This window comes from Sphaerotilus sp. (assembly GCF_034519685.1).
In the GTDB taxonomy this organism is placed as follows: domain Bacteria; phylum Pseudomonadota; class Gammaproteobacteria; order Burkholderiales; family Burkholderiaceae_C; genus Sphaerotilus.
This window is the reverse complement of record NZ_JAXHOF010000006.1, coordinates 2,244,510-2,261,525: the sequence shown is the minus strand read 5'-3', so window position 1 is coordinate 2,261,525 and position 17,016 is coordinate 2,244,510. Positions and strand designations below refer to the sequence as shown.

The window sequence follows — 17,016 nt, the reverse complement described above, 5'->3', positions numbered from 1 at the left end:
CACCGTGCTGGATCGGGTCGGTCATGGCCCTGATCGCCTGCGCGGGATGGCCCATGGCCGTCTCGGCCTCACCAGAGCCCATCACCCTCGGAGCCGCGAGTCCGAAGAACTCCCCTGACACCGCGATCTTCCGCGGCGGGCTGGTCTATGCCAACTACTGCGTCACCTGCCACGGCATCAACGCTGACGGCAACGGGCGGACGGCGCGCCTGTACAACCCCCGACCCGCCAATCTGCGCGCCACGGACAAGAACGCGGACTACGTCGAACTCATCGTGCGCAAAGGCGGCGAAGCCATCGGCCGTTCGGACAAGATGCCGCCGTGGGGCGAGGAATTGACGGACGAACAAATCCGGGACGTCGTGTTCTTCGTCAAGTCTTTTTCTGTCAAATCATGACCGTGGCGCCAAGCGGAGGCCCGGGCGGGCGACTGGGCCGGCGGTCAGTCCTGTTCGCCCTGGGGGGCAGCACGTTCTCCGGCCTCGGTCTTGGCAGTCCGACACCTGCACCACGTGGACTGGTGGTGCCACGGCAACCCCCACCGGACTGGCTGCTGACCGACCACCGTGGCCGGCGCGCCCGCCTGACAACCCGGCTCCAGGGGCAGGTCACCGCGGTGCAGCTCATGTTCACCGGCTGCTCCAGCACCTGCCCGGTCCAGGGTGCGGTGTTCGCCGATGTGGCCGGTCGGATCCGCGCCAAGGACATCAGACTGCTGTCGCTGAGCGTCGACCCGCTGGGGGATGACCCGAAAGCCCTGGACGCCTGGCTCGACCGATTCGGCCGGCCGCAGTGCTGGTCGGCCGCCGCTCCGGGGCTTGACGATGTGGAGCCGCTGGCGAGCTTCCTGCGCGGACAGGCCCGCCCGAACAGCAGCCACTCGACCCAGGTATTCCTGTTCGACCGCCAGGCGCGGCTGGCGTTCCGCACGGTGGACCTTCCGTCAGCCGAACATGTCGCGGACCTGCTGGCACAACTGGCCCGGGCTTGATCGCGGGCAAGCCGATCACGCCGTCGGTCTCGTCGCTGGACCGCGGCGACCTGGGCCGCTACCCTGCGCACTTCCACATGAACAGCGGCAGGCGGTGATGCGATGACAGACCAGCGCAACGATTTTGGCCTCATCGGCCTGGCGGTAATGGGCCAGAACCTGGTGCTCAACGTGGAGAGCCGCGGCTTCCATGTCAGCGTCTACAACCGCACCAACGCCGTCACCAACGAGTTCGTGGCGCAGCACCCGGGCAAGCGCCTGACGGCCACCCACTCCCTGGCCGAGTTCGTACAAAGCCTCGCGCGGCCGCGCAAGGTGATGGTCATGGTCAAGGCCGGCGCGGCGGTGGACGCGGTCATCGAACAACTGATCCCGCTGCTGGAGACCGACGACATCGTCATCGACGGCGGCAACAGCCTCTACACCGACACCGAGCGCCGCGATGCGTGGCTGACGCCGCTGGGGCTGCGCTTCATCGGCGCGGGGGTCTCGGGCGGCGAGGAAGGCGCGCGCAAGGGGCCGGCGATCATGCCGGGCGGGCCGGCGTCCACCTGGGCGGTGATGCAGCCGATCTTCGAGAGCATCGCCGCGGTCGCCGAAGGCCAGCCCTGCGTGCGCCACATCGGGCCGGGCGGCGCGGGCCACTACGTCAAGATGATCCACAACGGCATCGAGTACGGCGACATGCAGCTCATCTGCGAGGCCTACCACCTGATGCAGTCGGCGGGCATGGCGACGCTGGAGATCGCCGAGGTCTTCAACCGCTGGAACGAAGGCGAGCTGCAGAGCTACCTGATCCAGATCACCGGCCGGGCACTGGAGCAGATCGACCCCGACACCGGCCGTCCCATCGTCGAACGCATCCTCGACAAGGCCGGCCAGAAGGGCACAGGCCAGTGGACGATCGTCAACGGCGCCGAGCAGGCGGTCGTGATCAGCACCATCAACGCGGCGGTGGAGGCGCGTGTGCTGTCGTCGCAGAAGGCGCAGCGCGTGGCGGCCAGCCAGATCCTGCACGGCCCGACCACGGCGTGGAGCGGCGACCGGGCCGCCCGCGACGCGCTCGTGGCCAAGATCCACGACGCGCTCTACGCCGCCAAGGTCATCAGCTACGCGCAGGGCCTCGACCTCGTGCGCACGATGAGCCGGCACAAGGGCTGGGACATCGACCTCGGCGGGCTGGCGTCGATCTGGCGCGGCGGCTGCATCATCCGGGCGCGTTTCCTGAACCACATCACCGACGCCTACCGCACGCAGCCGGACCTCGCGCACCTGATGCTGGCGCCCTACTTCGCCGAGCTGCTCAACCGCACGCAGCAGGCGTGGCGCGAGGTGGTGGCGCACGCGGTGACGCAGGGCATTCCGGTGCCGGCGATGAGCGCCTCGCTCGGCTACTACGACAGCCTGCGCACGGCGCGCCTGCCCGCCAACCTGCTGCAGGCGCAGCGCGACTTCTTCGGCGCGCACACCTATGAGCGCACCGACCGGCCGGCGGGCGAGTGGTTCCACACCGTGTGGCCGGATGTGGTGGGCTGAGCAGCACTGGGCGTTGGCCGCGCTCAGGCGCCCGGCGCGGCCCACCACGCGCCGTCCAGCGCCTGCTGCAGGTACGCGATGAAGCTCGTCACCTTCGACGGCACGAACTTCGGCGACGGGAACACGGCATGCACCTCCTGCGCCGGCAGGCCGTGGTCGGTCATCACCGGCTGCACCGCGCCCGCCGCCACCGACGGGTGCGCGACATACCACGGCAGCACCGCCAGCCCCATCCCCGCCCGCGCCGCCGCCAGCACCGCCGAGAGGTTGTTCGAGCGCAGCGCGCCCTGCACCGGCACCGACACCTCGCGCCCGTCCGGTGCGGTCAGGCTCCAGCGGTCGTCGCCCTGCACGCTGCTGTAGACGAGGCAGGCGTGCGCCGGCAGGTCGGCCGTGGTCTGCGGCGTGCCCCGCTCGCGCAGGTAATCGGGTGAGGCCACCATCACCCACGGGTTCGTGCCGAGGTAACGCGCCCCGAGCGACGAGTCCGCCAGCCGGCCCATGCGGATCGCGAGGTCCACGCCCTGCGCGACCAGATCGACATAGCGGTCGTCGAAGCTCAGGTCGATCGTCACCTCCGGATGTGCCCGCATGTAGCGCAGCACCAGCGGCACCAGCACCCGCCGCCCGAACGCCACCGAGGTGCTGATGCGCAGCGTGCCGCCCACCGTGCTCTGCAGCAGCGTGGCGAGGTGGTCGGCGGCGTCCATCTCGCGGGCGATGAGCTTGCATTTTTCGTAGTACAGCGCGCCGACCTCGGTGGGCGTCACGCCGCGTGTCGAGCGGTGCAGCAGCCGCGCGCCCAGCCGCTGCTCGGTGGCGGCGACCGACTTGGTGGCGGTGGGCTGGGTGATGCCGAGGTCGGCAGCGGCCTTGCTGAAGCTGCCGGTCTCGACGATGCGGAGGAAGAGCTGCACGCCCGTGATGCGGTCCATGCACCGACTGTAGCGAGCCCGCAGGCCGGGCGGGGTATTCCGCCAGGGAATAGGCGTTATCGGCACGCTGGGATTCTCGCCAGGACAGGCCGCCACGACCATGCAGCCATCGCAACACAGTCCCCCGAGGAGTCCCCGATGCCCAAGATGAAGGCCGCCATGGCCGCCGTGCTGGTGATGGAAAAGGAAGGCGTGACGCAGGCGTTCGGCGTGCCGGGTGCGGCGATCAACCCGCTGTACGGTGCAATGCGCGAACACGGCGGCATCGGGCACATCCTGGCCCGCCATGTCGAAGGTGCTTCGCACATGGCCGAGGGCTACACCCGCGCCGTGGCCGGCAACATCGGCGTGTGCATCGGCACCAGCGGCCCGGCCGGCACCGACATGATCACCGGCCTGTATTCGGCGCAGGCGGACTCGATCCCCATTCTCTGCATCACTGGCCAGGCGCCGCGGGCGCGGCTGCACAAGGAAGACTTCCAGGCGGTGGACATCGCCTCCATCGCCAAGCCGGTGACCAAGTGGGCGACCACCGTGATGGAGCCGGCGCAGGTGCCGCGCGCCTTCCAGCAGGCCTTCCACCTGATGCGCTCGGGGCGGCCGGGCCCCGTGCTGATCGACCTGCCGTTCGACGTGCAGATGGCCGAGATCGAGTTCGACATCGACACCTACGAGCCGCTGCCGGTCTACAAGCCCGCCGCGCACCGGCACCAGATCGAGCGCGTGCTGGAGATGCTCGATGGCGCCGAGCGCCCGCTGATCGTGGCCGGCGGCGGGATCCTCAACGCGGACGCGGCCGACCTGCTGGTCGCGTTCGCCGAGCTGACCGGCATCCCCGTGATCCCGACGCTGATGGGCTGGGGCGCGATCCCCGACGACCACCCGCTGATGGCCGGCATGGTCGGCCTGCAGACCAGCCACCGCTACGGCAACGCCACGATGCTCGCCAGCGACTTCGTGCTCGGCATCGGCAACCGCTGGGCGAACCGCCACACCGGCTCGCCGGAGGTCTACTGCAAGGGTCGCCAGTTCATCCACATCGACATCGAGCCGACCCAGATCGGCCGCGTCTTCGCCCCCGACTACGGCATCGTCTCGGACGCCAAGGCTGCGCTCGCCCTGCTGGTCGAGGTGGCGCGCGACTGGCGGGACAGCGGCCGGCTGCGCGACCGCAGCGGCTGGGCGCTCGAATGCCTGGGGCGCAAGTCGGACGTGCGCTACCTGCGCAAGACCAACTTCGACAGCGTGCCGATGAAGCCGCAGCGGGTCTACCAGTGCATGACCCGCGCCTTCGGGCGGGATGTCTGCTACGTCTCGACCATCGGCCTGAGCCAGATCGCCGGGGCGCAGTTCCTGCACGTCCACCACCCACGCCACTGGATCAACTGCGGACAGGCGGGGCCGCTCGGCTGGACGGTGCCGGCCGCGCTCGGCGTGCGCGCCGCAGACCCGACGCGCCGCATCGTCGCGCTGTCCGGCGACTACGACTTCCAGTTCATGCTGGAAGAACTCGCGGTGGGCGCGCAGTTCAAGCTGCCGTATCTGCACGTCGTCGTGAACAACAGCTACCTCGGCCTGATCCGCCAGAGCCAGCGCGGCTTCTCGATGGACTACTGCGTGCAGCTCGGTTTCGACAACATCAACACGCCGACGGATGCGCCCTCGCACGGCTACGGCGTCGACCACCTGAAGGTGGTGGAAGGTCTCGGCTGCAAGGCGATCCGCGTCCACCGCCAGGAAGAACTGGCGCCCGCCATCGCGCAGGCCGAGGCCTGGATGGCCGAGTTCCGCGTGCCGGTGGTGATCGAGGTGATCCTGGAGCGGGTCACCAACATCGCCATGGGCACCGAGATCGACAACATCACCGAGTTCGAGGAACTCGCCCACGACCTGCAGGACGCACCGACCGCCATCGCGTCGATGCTCGACTGAGCCGCCCCGGAGATCCCGCCATGCCCCGCTTTTCCGCCAACCTCTCGATGCTCTTCACGGAGGTGCCCTTCCTCGACCGTTTCATCCGCGCCCGCCGCGCAGGGTTCGAGGCGGTGGAGTTCCTTTTCCCCTATGACCACCCGGCCCACCATATCCGCGAGCGGCTGGACGATGCCGGCCTGCAACTGGTGCTGCACAACCTGCCAGCCGGCGACTGGGAGGCCGGCGAGCGCGGCATCGCCTGCCACCCGGACCGGGTGGACGAGTTCCGCGCCGGGGTCGGGCGGGCGATCGAGTACGCGACCGCGCTCGGCGTGCCGCGCCTGAACTGCCTGGCGGGCAAGGCGCCGGCCGGGGTGCCGGACGCGGTGCTGCGCCAGACCTTCGTCGACAACCTGCGCTACGCCGCCGCCGAGCTGAAGGCGGCCGGGCTGACACTGCTGATCGAGCCGATCAACACCTTCGACATCCCCGGCTTCTGGCTGAGTCGCACAGCGCAGGCGCTCGGCGTGATGGACGAGGTGGACGTCGGCAACCTGCTGCTGCAGTTCGACCTTTACCACGCCCAGCGCATGGACGGCGAACTCGCCGGCACGCTGACCCGCCACCTGCACCGCATCGGCCACCTCCAACTGGCCGACAACCCCGGCCGCCACGAGCCCGGCACCGGCGAGATCCACTACCCCTTCCTGTTCCAGCACCTCGACCGCCTCGGCTGGAACGGCTGGGTCGGCTGCGAATACAAGCCCGCGACCACGACCGAGATGGGCCTGGGCTGGTTCCGTCCCTTTGCCAAGGAAACCGCATGACCTCCGACACCCTGACGACCGCCGACACCGGCTCGACCGTCCAGCCACTGCGCCTGGGCTTCATCGGCCTGGGCATCATGGGCGCACCGATGGCCGGCCACCTGGTCGCCGCTGGCCACACCGTGTTCGTCCACACCCGTGGCCGCGTGCCGCCCGCGATCGGCGACAGCCGCGCCACGCTCTGCACCACCGCCCGCGGCGTGGCCGAGCGCGCCGACATCGTCTTCACGATGGTGCCGGACACGCCGGACGTGGAGGCCGCGCTGTTCGGCCCGGACGGCGTCGCGGCAGGCCTGAGCGCGGGCAAGACCGTCGTGGACATGAGTTCCATCTCCCCGATCGCCACCAAGGCGTTCGCCGAGCGCATCGCCGCGCTCGGCTGCGACTACCTCGATGCGCCCGTGTCCGGCGGCGAGGTCGGCGCGAAGAACGCCACGCTGTCGATCATGGTCGGCGGCAGCGCAGCGGCCTTCGAGCGTGTGCGGCCGCTGTTCGCGCTGATGGGCAAGAACATCACCCACGTCGGCAGCGTCGGCGACGGCCAGACCGCCAAGGTCGCCAACCAGATCATCGTCGCGCTGAACATCGAGGCCGTCGCCGAAGCGCTGGTCTTCGCGGCCAAGGCGGGTGCCGATCCGGCGCGGGTGCGGGCGGCGCTGATGGGCGGCTTCGCGTCGTCGAAGATCCTCGAAGTCCACGGCCAGCGCATGATCGACCGGACGTTCAACCCCGGCTTCCGCATCGAGCTGCACCAGAAAGACCTGAACCTGGCGCTGTCCACCGCGCGCAGCCTCGGCGTCGCGCTGCCGAACACCGCCACGGCGCAGGAGCTGTTCAACACCTGCGTGGCCCACGGCGGCCGGGCCTGGGACCACTCGGCGATGGTGCGGGCGCTGGAGACGCTGTCCAATGTCGAGATCGGCCCGCCCGCCACCTGACCGGACCGGACCAGGCCCCGCACACCCCCCGTCATTCCCGCGCAAGCGGGAACCCACGCACACCACCATGCCCCTGCCAGACGCCCCCGCCTTCCTGCGCCGCCTCTTCGACGCCGCCATCGCCAGCGCACAGCCCGCCCTGTGCATCCCACCGCACCTGCCCGACCCGGCCACGGTGCGCGGCCGGCTGGTCGTCATCGGCGCGGGCAAGGCGTCCGCCGCGATGGCGCAGGCGGTCGAGCAGCACTGGCCCGGCCCGCTCACCGGCCTGGTCGTCACGCGCTACGGCTACGGCGCGCCCTGCGCGCGCATCGAGATCGTCGAGGCGGCGCACCCAGTCCCGGACGAGGCCGGCCTGCGCGCCGCCCAGCGCCTGCTGGCCTTCGTCGCCGGCCTGACGGCGGACGACGTGGTGCTGTGCCTGATCTCGGGCGGCGGCTCGTCGCTGCTGCCGCTGCCGCTCGACGGCATCACGCTGGCGGACAAGCAGGCGATCAACCGCGCCCTGCTCGCCTCGGGCGCCACGATCACCGAGATGAACTGCGTGCGCCGCCACCTCTCGGCGGTCAAGGGCGGGCGCCTGGCCGCCGCCTGCCACCCGGCGCGGGTGCGGACGCTGCTGATCTCGGATGTGCCGGGGGATGACCCGATCGACATTGCCTCCGGCCCAACGGTGGCGGACCCGACGACCTGTGCCGACGCGCTCGACATCGTGCGCCGCTACGGCATCGCGCTGCCGCCCGCGGCCCGCGACGTACTCGAAAGCGGCCGGGGCGAATCGGTCAAGCCGGGTGACCCGCGCCTGGCGGGCATCGAGACACGCATCGTCGCCGCGCCGCAGCAGGCACTCGAAGCCGCCGCCGCCGTGGCCCGCGAGGCCGGCGTCACGGCGCACATCCTCGGCGATGCGATCGAGGGCGAGGCGCGCGATGTGGGCAAGGTGCTCGCCGGGCTGGCGCTGCAGGTGGCCGGGCGCGGGCAGCCGTTCACGGCGCCGTGCGTGCTGCTGTCCGGCGGCGAGACGACGGTCACCGTGCGCGGCACCGGGCGCGGTGGGCGCAACGTCGAGTGCCTGCTGTCGCTGGGCATCGCGCTGGGCGGCCATCCGCGCATCCACGCGCTGGCTGGCGACACGGACGGTGTGGACGGGCAGGAGGAGATCGCCGGCGCCGTCTGGACGCCGGACACGCTGCGCCGCGCCTGGGCGCTCGGCCTGCGCCCGAAGGACCGACTCGCCGACAACGACGGCCACGGCTTCTTCGAGGCGCTGGGCGATCAGGTCATCACCGGGCCGACGCGCACGAATGTCAACGACTTCCGGGCGGTGCTGGTCGGCGGCGGTTGAACGCAGCGCGCTGGCCGGGTCGACAGGGCCAGGCATTCAAGTCGGCCCAGTGGACGTCGAAAACGACGGCAACCACCTCGTCGGAGACCCCCATGGCCAGCCCCACCCGTCCGCATCCCCTGAAACTCGCCGCACTGGCATCCGCCATGCTGCTCAGCCCATGGGCTGTCGCCGCCGATGGCCATGCAGCGCCTGCGGCGGCGGCACCCGCCAAGCCCGCAGTCATCAAGCCGGCCCCGGTTGCCGCACCCGCGGCCCACGCGGCGGCCCCTGCAGCACCGGCCAAGCCGATGGCCGAAGCGCCGACCGCCCTGCCGGCGGACGAGCTGGCGCGCCGACTGCAGGAGCGCATCGCACGGGTGCGCGCCGCCCAGGCACAGGCGCAGAAGGCCAAGCCGGCGGGCGGACACCACGGCAGCAAACCCGCGCACGCCGCCGCACCGGCCGTGAAGATGGGCATCGTCAGCACCGCAGCCCATGCGCCGGATGGACACGGTGCCTCCGATGTGGAGCCCACCGCACACGCCGCCCATGTGGCGCACTGGTCCTACGGCGGCGAAGGCGGCCCGGCCGAGTGGGGCAAGCTGCGCCCGGACTTCTCGACCTGCGCCAAGGGCCAGCGCCAGAGCCCGATCGACATCCGCGGCGGCGTCAAGGTCGATCTGGAGCCGATCAAGTTCAACTACCGCTCGACCGGCTTCAACGTGCTGGACAACGGCCACACCGTGCAGGCCAACCTGGGCTACGGCAACAGCATCGAGGTCGCCGGCCGCCGCTACGACCTGGTGCAGTTCCACTTCCACCGCCCGTCGGAAGAGCGCATCAACGGCCGGCAGTTCGACATGGTCGCGCACCTGGTCCACAAGGATCCGGAGGGCCGGCTCGCCGTGGTCGCCGTGCTGATGGACCAGGGCAAGCAGCACCCGATGGTGCAGCTGGTGTGGAACAGCCTGCCGCTGGAGAAGAACGACGAGCTGCAGTCGCCGGTGCCGCTCGACATGAACCTGATGCTGCCGGAAGACCGCCGCTACTACACCTACATGGGCTCGCTGACCACGCCGCCGTGCAGCGAGGGCGTGCTGTGGCTGGTGCTGAAGCAGCCGGCGCAGCTCTCGGCCGACCAGCTCGCGGTGTTCACCAAGCTCTACCCGATGAACGCCCGCCCGATCCAGCAGGCCAGCGGCCGGATGGTCAAGGAATCGAACTGACCCCGCGCGTGCGCTCGGCGATCTCGGTCGCCAGCGCCTGCAGCGCGGCTTCGTCCAGCGCAGCCGCCTCGACCTGCACCGCAGACCGCAGCCGCTGGTAGTGGCCGTTCTGCGAGCGCAGGTAGAGCGGGTCGTAGTGCAGCGCCATCAGCTCCGCGAACAGCGGGCGCAGTGCCCCGGCCACAGCCCAGGCCTGCCAGCGGGTGATCGTCTCGTTCGCCTGCAGGCCGTGCAGCTGGCCAAGCGTCTGCGCCAGCCGCGGGCCGTCATCCCCCAGGTAGGCATAGTCGCGCAGCAGGTAGTCCAGCCGCGCCTCGGGTGACGCGACGATCTCGATGCAGGGACTTGCGCGCAGCCGCTCCAGCAGCGGCGTGGGCAGCGAGATCTGGCCGATCTTGCGGCTCTCCGCTTCGACAAACACCGGCCGGGTCAGGTCAAAGGCCTCCAGCTGCAGCGCCAGCTGGGTCTCGAAGCGTTTCTGTGACGGCTGCGCCGCCCCAGGCACCTTGCCCAGCACGGAGCCCTTGTGCACCGCCAGCCCCTCCAGATCGAGCACCTGCGCGCCCTGCGCGGCCAGCGCCTGCAGCAGTGCGGTCTTGGCGCTGCCGGTCGGCCCGCACAGCACCTGCAGCGGCAGCTGCGGCGAGATCGCCTCGATCTGCGCGATGACATGGCCCCTGAACCGCTTGTAGCCGCCCGCCAGCTGCTGCGCATCCCAGCCGACCAGGCGCAGCCACTGCACCATCGAGCCGCTGCGCATGCCACCGCGCCAGCAGTAGACCAGCGGGCGCCAGCTCGCCGGCCGGTCATGGAAACACTCGCGCAGGTGCCGCGCCAGGTTGGCCGCGACCATCGCGCCACCCACGCGCCGGGCTTCGAAGGCGCCTTGCTGCTTGTAGAGGGTACCGACGATGCGGCGCTCCTCGTCGTCCAGCACGGGGCAGTTGATGGCGCCGGGCAGGTGGTCGAGTGCGTACTCGGATGGGGAACGGGCGTCGATGACGGTGTCGAACGCGGCGATCTGGTCGACGCCGACGGGGCGGTTGTGGCTCATGGGGGACAGGGGTCTCGGCAGTCGCAGGCAAAATCGGCGGGTTCGGCCAGATGGTCACGTCCGGCCCCCGAGTCCCCGATTGTCTCGCCTTCTCCACCGACCCTGCCCATGACCCTCCCGGCCACCTCCTCGCCCGCCCTGACCCAGCTCGCCCACGGCGGCGGCTGCGGCTGCAAGATCGCCCCGGGCGTGCTCAGCGACATCCTGGCGCGCAACACGCCGGGCCTGATCCCGCCCGAGCTGATGGTCGGCATCGAGACCAGCGACGACGCCGCCGTCTGGCGCCTGAACGACGAGCAGGCGCTGGTCGCGACCACCGACTTCTTCACGCCGATCGTCGACGACCCGTTCGACTTCGGCCGCATCGCGGCAACCAACGCGCTGTCGGATGTCTACGCCATGGGCGGCCGGCCGATCATGGCGCTGGCCATCGTCGGCATGCCGATCGGCAAGCTCTCGCCCGAGGTGATCGGGCGCATCCTCGAAGGCGGCGCCAGCGTCTGCCGCGAGGCCGGCATCCCGATCGCGGGCGGGCACTCGATCGACGTGGTCGAGCCGATCTACGGGCTGGTGGCGATAGGGCTGGTCCACCCGAAGCGCGTGCGGCGCAATGCGGATGCGCAGGCCGGAGATGTGCTGGTGCTGGGCAAACCGCTGGGGGTGGGCGTGCTGTCGGCGGCGCTGAAGAAGGGCCTGCTGGACGCCGACGGCTATGCCAAGATGCTGCGCCACACGACCCAGCTGAACCGCGTCGGCGCCGACCTGGCCGGACTGGACGCGGTGCATGCGATCACCGACGTGACCGGCTTCGGGCTGGCCGGGCACCTGCTGGAGATCTGCCGTGGCTCGAAGCTCGCGGCCGAGGTGCGCTGGGACGCGCTGCCGCTGATCGCCAGCGCGGTCGGGCATGCACAGCGCGGCGTCTGGACCGGCGCCTCGACGCGCAACTGGGCCAGCTACGGCCATGACGTGACATTGCCCGAAGGCTTCGCGGACTGGCAGCGGGCACTGGTGACCGATCCGCAGACGAGCGGCGGCTTGCTGGTCAGCGTCGCGCCGGACGGTGTGGACGCGGTGCTGGCGATGTTCCGCGAGGCGGGGTTCGGCGAGGCGGCGATCGTCGGCGCGCTGACCGCCGGCACGCCGCGTGTCACCGTGGCCTGAACCTCTTCCATTTCTGCCCAACGCATCGAATCGAGTCCCCGCATGTTCACCGGCATCGTCCAATCCATCGCCACCGTCGCGGCCATCACCGACCGCCCCGGCCTGCGCAGCTTCACGCTCGAATTCCCGCCCGGCTTCCTCGACGGCCAGGAGATCGGCGCCAGCGTCGCCTGTGACGGCACTTGCCTGACCGTCACGGCGCACCGCGACGCCTGCCACGCCGACTTCGACGTCATGCAGCAGAGCCTGAACCTGACCACGCTCGGCACGCTGCAGGTCGGCAGCCGGCTCAACGTCGAGCGCGCCGCCCGCGATGGCGTGGAGATCGGCGGCCATCCGCTGTCGGGCCACATCGACTTCCAGGCGACGATTGCCGAGATCCGCCAGCCCGAGAACAACCATGTGCTGCGCATCAGCGTGCCGGCGCCGTGGATGCGCTATGTGTTCCCGAAGGGCTACATCGCCGTCAACGGCGCCAGCCTGACCATCGCCGAAGCCGACCGGCGCGCCGGCTGGTTCGAGGTCTGGCTGATCCCGGAGACGCTGCGCCAGACGACATTCGGCGACAAGCAGGTCGGTGATGCGCTGAACATCGAGATCGAGCGGCAGACGCAGGTCATGGTCGACACCGTGCGCGACACGCTGGAAGAACGCCTCGGGCCCTTGCTGCCCGCCCTGAAAGACCTGCTGCGCGAGCGCGGCGTGGAGATCGATGCATGAACCAGAACACCAACCCCACCGCCCCGACCGACACCCAGGTGATCGCTGACACGGTGGAGTGGCTCGAAAAAGCCGTCATCGGTCTGAACCTGTGCCCCTTCGCCAAGGCGGTGCATGTGAAGCAGCAGATCCGCTACGTGGTCAGCGCAGCCACCACGCCGGAAGCCCTGCTGCAAGACCTGGTGCAGGAGCTGGAGCTGCTGGCCGAAGCCTCGCCCGAGAAGATCGAGACCACGCTGCTGATCCACCCACAGGTGCTGGGTGACTTCATGGACTACAACGATTTCCTCGATGTCGCCGACGCGGCGGTGGAGGAATTGCAGCTCGACGGCGTCCTGCAGGTGGCCAGCTTCCACCCCGACTACCAGTTCGACGAGACCCACATCGACGACATCGAGAACTTCAGCAACCGCGCGCCCTACCCCACGCTGCACCTGCTGCGCGAGGACAGCATCGACGCCGCGGTGGCCGCGTTTCCGGATGCGGGCGACATCTATGAGCGCAACATCGAGACGCTGAAGGCCCTCGGACACGCCGGCTGGAAGCGCCTGTTCACGGCCTGATCCGACCCGCGCGCGGTGCGTCCAGGCCATGCAAGTGCGCGCCGCGATTGAATAATTCGATTGGTACCCGCGCTTATCCCTGTTTCACGCTGCTTGCAGATGCCGTTAGACTGCGCTCCCAATTGCACCCCGGACGGAGATCTACATTGATTGCACGCACCGTGAAAGTCCACCTGCATGGCCTGAGCCTCGCCCTCGCGCTGACCACTTTTGTGTGCACCAGCCACGCCGCTGAGGAACAAGCCACCAGCGAGGCTCCACGGGCACCGGCCGCAGCATCCGCAGCCGCAGCGGAGCTGCCCGAGCGTGCGGCCTCCGCTGTGACGTCGTTCGAGCGCCTGGTCGAGCGACCCATCGGACGTGTCACCAGCGCTGCCGGCGCGGTGGTCACGGGCGCGGCGACCGCGGCCACGAATGTCGCCACCACCGCGGCCAGCACGGCCAGCACGGCCGCCATGGACGCCGCCACCGCGGCCACGGCAGCCGTGTTCAGCGTCGCCAACGTCGCCACCACCACGGCCGTGAGCGCCGCGACGGCCGCCGCCACGCTGTTCCAGACCGGGCGCATCTCGTTCTACGCCGACAAGTTCCACGGTCGCCCCACCGCCAGCGGCGCGCTCTACGACGCGGGCGAGATGACCATGGCGCACCGCACGCTGCCGATCGGCACCAAGGTGATGATCACCAACACGGCCAACCAGCAAAGCGTGGTCGTGACGGTCAATGACCGCGGCCCCTTCATCGGCGGACGTGTGGCCGATCTCTCGCGTGCCGCGGCGGAGAAGCTCAACATGATCCGCTCCGGCATCGTCGAGGCCACGCTGCATGTGCTGCCGAACGCCAGCCACAAGCAGGACAGCAAGGCAAAGCCCAAGACCCGCTGACACCGCAGGCGACAGCTGCTGCGGCCCCCTGCGGCGATCTTGCCCCTAGCGCCGGGCCAGCAACGCGCGCGCAGCCCGCGAACCCGAGGCCCGCCCCAGCTCCGCGCTGATCCAGGCGCCACAGTCGACCAGCGCCTCCAGGTCCACGCCCGTGCGCGCACCCAGCCCGTGCAGCAGCCACACGATGTCCTCGGTGGCGACATTGCCGGTGGCGCCCTTCGCATACGGACAGCCGCCGAGCCCGGCGATCGAGCTGTCGAACACCCGCACACCCATCGCGTAGCTCGCGTAGACATTGGCCGCACCCATGCCGTAGGTGTCGTGGAAATGCCCGGCCAGCAAGCCCATGGGTACCCGCGCGGCCACGGCATCGAGCATCCGGCCCACGCTCGCCGGGTTGCCCACACCGATCGTGTCGCCCAGCGAGACCTCGTAGCACCCCAGATCGCGCAGCCGCCACGCCACGTCGGCAACGGCCTGTGGCGCAACCGCTCCCTCGTAGGGACAGCCGACCACACAGGAGATATAGCCCCGCACGCGCACGCCTGCGGCCTGCGCCGCCGCCAGGATCGGCTCGAAGCGGGTGATGGACTCGGCAATCGAGCAGTTGATGTTCTTCTGCGAGAACGCCTCGGAGGCCGCGGCAAACACCGCCACCTCCTTCGCGCCAGCCGCCACCGCCGCCTCGAAGCCCTTCAGGTTCGGCGTGAGGACCGGGTAGTTCACGCCCGGGAACTCGGCCTCGGACGGCAACCCCGCCATCACCTCGGCATGGTCGGCCATCTGCGGCACCCATTTCGGCGAGACGAAGGAAGTCGCCTCGATGTCGCACAGGCCGGCGGCGGCCAGGCGGCGGATCAGCGCCAGCTTGGTCGCCGTCGGGATGGGCTGCTTCTCGTTCTGCAGGCCGTCACGCGGGCCGACTTCGACGATGCGAACCGTCTCGACGGGGTTCATGGCTGCACCTCGACTTCAAAGTCCACCAGCTCGACCCCGTCCGTGACCTGGTCGCCGGCCGCGAAGTGGAAGGCCTTCACCAGCCCCTTGGCGGGGGCGCTGATGGTGTGCTCCATCTTCATGGCTTCGAGCACCAGCAGCGGCGCGCCCTTCTCGACCACGCTGCCGACCGCCGCGATCAATGCGATCACCTTGCCCGGCATCGGCGCCTTCAGGCCACCGGCGTGGTCCTCGCCCCCGCCGCCCGCGCTGAGCGCCCCGACCACGGTGATCGGCCACGAGCGGCCCTCGAAGAACACCTGGCGCCGCTCGCCGCTGGTGACGACCGCCGCGCTGACGCGGCGCTCACCGAGCTGCGCATGGACCGTGCCGCTCGGGCCGAACTGGCCGCGCACGGTCAGCGACTGGCCGCCGACCGTCAGCACATGGCCCCCACCGACGCAGGCCACGCCGACCGGCTGCACCGCGTCGCCGCAGCGCAGCGTCAGCGTGCGCTGCGCGGTCGAGTTCAGGCGCCAGCCGTCGAGCACCGACCACGGCGAGTCGTCGCGCACACCGGCCACCTCGCGCTGCAACTCGGCCAGCGCCGCCAGCGCCCAGACCGCCTGCGGCACCGGCTGCGGCGCGGGGAACAGCACGGCGTGCTCGCGCTCGATCAGCGCGGTGTCCAGATCGGCCTGGGCAAAGGCCGGCGCGTTGACCAGCCGCTGCAGGAACTCGACGTTGTTCGACACGCCCACCACGCGGTACTGCGCCAGCGCCGCCCGCATGCGTGCCAGCGCCCGCGGCCGGTCGCGGTCCCAGACGATGAGCTTGGCGATCATCGGGTCGTAGTGCGGCGTGATCTCGTCGCCCTGCTCGACGCCGGTGTCGACGCGCACATGGTCGCTCTCGGCCGGCGGCACGAGGTGGACCAGCCGCCCGGTCGACGGCAGGAAACCGCGGTCCGGGTCTTCGGCGTAGATGCGGGCCTCCAGCGCGTGGCCGTCCAGCGTGAGCTGCGCCTGTGTCAGCGGCAGCGGCTCGCCGGAGGCGACACGCAGTTGCCACTCGACCAGATCGAGGCCGGTGATCATCTCGGTGACCGGGTGCTCGACCTGCAGCCGGGTGTTCATCTCCATGAAGTAGAACGAGCCGTCCTGGTTGGCGATGAACTCGACCGTGCCGGCGCCGACGTAGCCGACCGCCTTGGCCGCCTCCACCGCCGCCCGGCCCATCGCGGCGCGGCGCTCGGGCGTCATGCCGGGCGCGGGGGCCTCTTCGAGCACCTTCTGGTGGCGGCGCTGCACCGAGCAGTCGCGCTCGAACAGGTAGACGCAGTCGCCCTGCGTGTCGCCGAAGACCTGGATCTCGATGTGGCGCGGCCGGAGCACGTACTTCTCGACCAGCACATGGTCGTCGCCGAAGGCGTTGATCGCCTCGCGCTTGCACGAGGCCAGCGCGGCTTCGAACTCGGCAGGCGCATCGACGCGGCGCATGCCCTTGCCGCCACCGCCCGCGCTGGCCTTGATGAGCACGGGATAGCCGATGCGTTCGGCCTGCTCGGCGAGGAAGGCCGGAGCCTGCTCGTCGCCGTGGTAGCCGGGGGTCAGCGGCACGCCGGCTTTTTCCATCAGCGCCTTGGCGGCGGACTTGCTGCCCATCGCCCGGATCGCCGAAGCCGGCGGGCCGATGAAGACGATGCCCGCTTCGGCGCAGGCGTCGGCGAAGGCGTCGTTCTCGGACAGGAAGCCGTAGCCGGGGTGGACCGCCTGCGCGCCGGTGGCGCGGGCGACGTCGAGGATCTTGTCGGCGCGCAGGTAGCTCTCGCGCGCCGCGGCCGGGCCGATCAGCACCGCCTCGTCGGCCAGCCGGACATGGCGGGCGTTGGCGTCGGCTTCGGAATACACCGCGACGGTCGCGATGCCCATGCGCCGCGCCGTCTTGATGACGCGGCAGGCGATCTCGCCGCGGTTGGCGATCAGGATCTTGGTGAACATG

General features: G+C 70.3%; 16 protein-coding genes. 12 read left to right on the top strand and 4 right to left on the bottom strand.

What is annotated here, in order from left to right:
* The first annotated feature begins 23 nt into the window (after positions 1-23).
* The 3 genes from U5O44_RS21230 (at position 24) to gnd (ending at position 2,527) form a co-directional block, all read left to right on the top strand.
* The gene (locus U5O44_RS21230) at positions 24-398 is read left to right on the top strand and encodes a c-type cytochrome (RefSeq protein WP_322590362.1); all 375 of its coding nucleotides are present in this window, start codon (positions 24-26) and stop codon (positions 396-398) included.
* A gap of 125 nt (positions 399-523) precedes the next feature.
* The gene (locus U5O44_RS21225) at positions 524-991 is read left to right on the top strand and encodes an SCO family protein (RefSeq protein ID WP_322590361.1); all 468 of its coding nucleotides are present in this window, start codon (positions 524-526) and stop codon (positions 989-991) included.
* A 102-nt stretch (positions 992-1,093) separates the two neighbouring features.
* Positions 1,094-2,527 carry a decarboxylating NADP(+)-dependent phosphogluconate dehydrogenase gene (gnd, locus tag U5O44_RS21220; RefSeq protein ID WP_322590360.1) on the top strand — a complete coding sequence of 478 codons (1,434 nt, stop codon included), beginning with the start codon at positions 1,094-1,096 and terminating at the stop codon, positions 2,525-2,527.
* Positions 2,528-2,550: 23 nt separating this feature from the next.
* Here the strand turns inward: gnd and U5O44_RS21215 are convergent, their stop codons facing one another.
* Positions 2,551-3,462, bottom strand: a complete 912-nt coding sequence (locus U5O44_RS21215; RefSeq protein WP_322590359.1) for a LysR family transcriptional regulator — start codon at positions 3,460-3,462, stop codon at positions 2,551-2,553.
* A 138-nt stretch (positions 3,463-3,600) separates the two neighbouring features.
* Between U5O44_RS21215 and gcl the strand changes: the two genes are divergently transcribed.
* From gcl to U5O44_RS21190, 5 genes are all read left to right on the top strand, one after another.
* Positions 3,601-5,394, top strand: coding sequence for a glyoxylate carboligase (gcl, locus tag U5O44_RS21210; protein WP_322590358.1), 1,794 nt, complete (start codon positions 3,601-3,603; stop codon positions 5,392-5,394).
* Between the two features lie 20 nt (positions 5,395-5,414).
* Complete coding sequence (hyi, locus tag U5O44_RS21205; protein WP_322590357.1) at positions 5,415-6,203, top strand: hydroxypyruvate isomerase; 789 nt, start codon at positions 5,415-5,417, stop codon at positions 6,201-6,203.
* Complete coding sequence (locus U5O44_RS21200) at positions 6,200-7,141, top strand: 2-hydroxy-3-oxopropionate reductase (protein ID WP_322590356.1); 942 nt, start codon at positions 6,200-6,202, stop codon at positions 7,139-7,141. Before hyi ends, U5O44_RS21200 begins: the two co-directional genes overlap by 4 nt.
* A gap of 67 nt (positions 7,142-7,208) precedes the next feature.
* Positions 7,209-8,486, top strand: coding sequence for a glycerate kinase type-2 family protein (locus U5O44_RS21195; RefSeq protein ID WP_322590355.1), 1,278 nt, complete (start codon positions 7,209-7,211; stop codon positions 8,484-8,486).
* 92 nt (positions 8,487-8,578) lie between these two features.
* Positions 8,579-9,694, top strand: coding sequence for a carbonic anhydrase (locus U5O44_RS21190; RefSeq protein ID WP_322590354.1), 1,116 nt, complete (start codon positions 8,579-8,581; stop codon positions 9,692-9,694).
* On the opposite strand, the gene mnmH is transcribed toward U5O44_RS21190, so the two are convergent.
* The gene (mnmH, locus tag U5O44_RS21185; RefSeq protein ID WP_322590353.1) at positions 9,678-10,748 is read right to left on the bottom strand and encodes a tRNA 2-selenouridine(34) synthase MnmH; all 1,071 of its coding nucleotides are present in this window, start codon (positions 10,746-10,748) and stop codon (positions 9,678-9,680) included. The two genes, U5O44_RS21190 and mnmH, sit on opposite strands and share 17 nt — an antisense overlap.
* 108 nt (positions 10,749-10,856) lie before the next feature.
* Here mnmH and selD point away from each other — a divergent pair, with 108 nt between their 5' ends.
* From selD to U5O44_RS21165, 4 genes are all read left to right on the top strand, one after another.
* Positions 10,857-11,912: a selenide, water dikinase SelD gene (gene selD / locus U5O44_RS21180; RefSeq protein ID WP_322590352.1), complete on the top strand. Its 1,056-nt coding sequence runs from the start codon at positions 10,857-10,859 to the stop codon at positions 11,910-11,912.
* A gap of 42 nt (positions 11,913-11,954) precedes the next feature.
* Complete coding sequence (locus tag U5O44_RS21175) at positions 11,955-12,632, top strand: riboflavin synthase subunit alpha (protein ID WP_322590351.1); 678 nt, start codon at positions 11,955-11,957, stop codon at positions 12,630-12,632.
* Positions 12,629-13,195: a DUF1415 domain-containing protein gene (locus tag U5O44_RS21170; RefSeq protein WP_322590350.1), complete on the top strand. Its 567-nt coding sequence runs from the start codon at positions 12,629-12,631 to the stop codon at positions 13,193-13,195. Before U5O44_RS21175 ends, U5O44_RS21170 begins: the two co-directional genes overlap by 4 nt.
* 146 nt (positions 13,196-13,341) lie before the next feature.
* Positions 13,342-14,079: a septal ring lytic transglycosylase RlpA family protein gene (locus tag U5O44_RS21165; protein WP_322590349.1), complete on the top strand. Its 738-nt coding sequence runs from the start codon at positions 13,342-13,344 to the stop codon at positions 14,077-14,079.
* Between the two features lie 45 nt (positions 14,080-14,124).
* Here U5O44_RS21165 and U5O44_RS21160 read toward each other — a convergent pair whose 3' ends face one another.
* Positions 14,125-15,036 (bottom strand): hydroxymethylglutaryl-CoA lyase, encoded by a 912-nt coding sequence (locus U5O44_RS21160; RefSeq protein WP_322590348.1) that lies wholly within the window; start codon positions 15,034-15,036, stop codon positions 14,125-14,127.
* Positions 15,033-17,015 carry an acetyl/propionyl/methylcrotonyl-CoA carboxylase subunit alpha gene (locus U5O44_RS21155; protein WP_322590347.1) on the bottom strand — a complete coding sequence of 661 codons (1,983 nt, stop codon included), beginning with the start codon at positions 17,013-17,015 and terminating at the stop codon, positions 15,033-15,035. Before U5O44_RS21155 ends, U5O44_RS21160 begins: the two co-directional genes overlap by 4 nt.
* Between the last annotated feature and the right edge of the window lies 1 nt (position 17,016).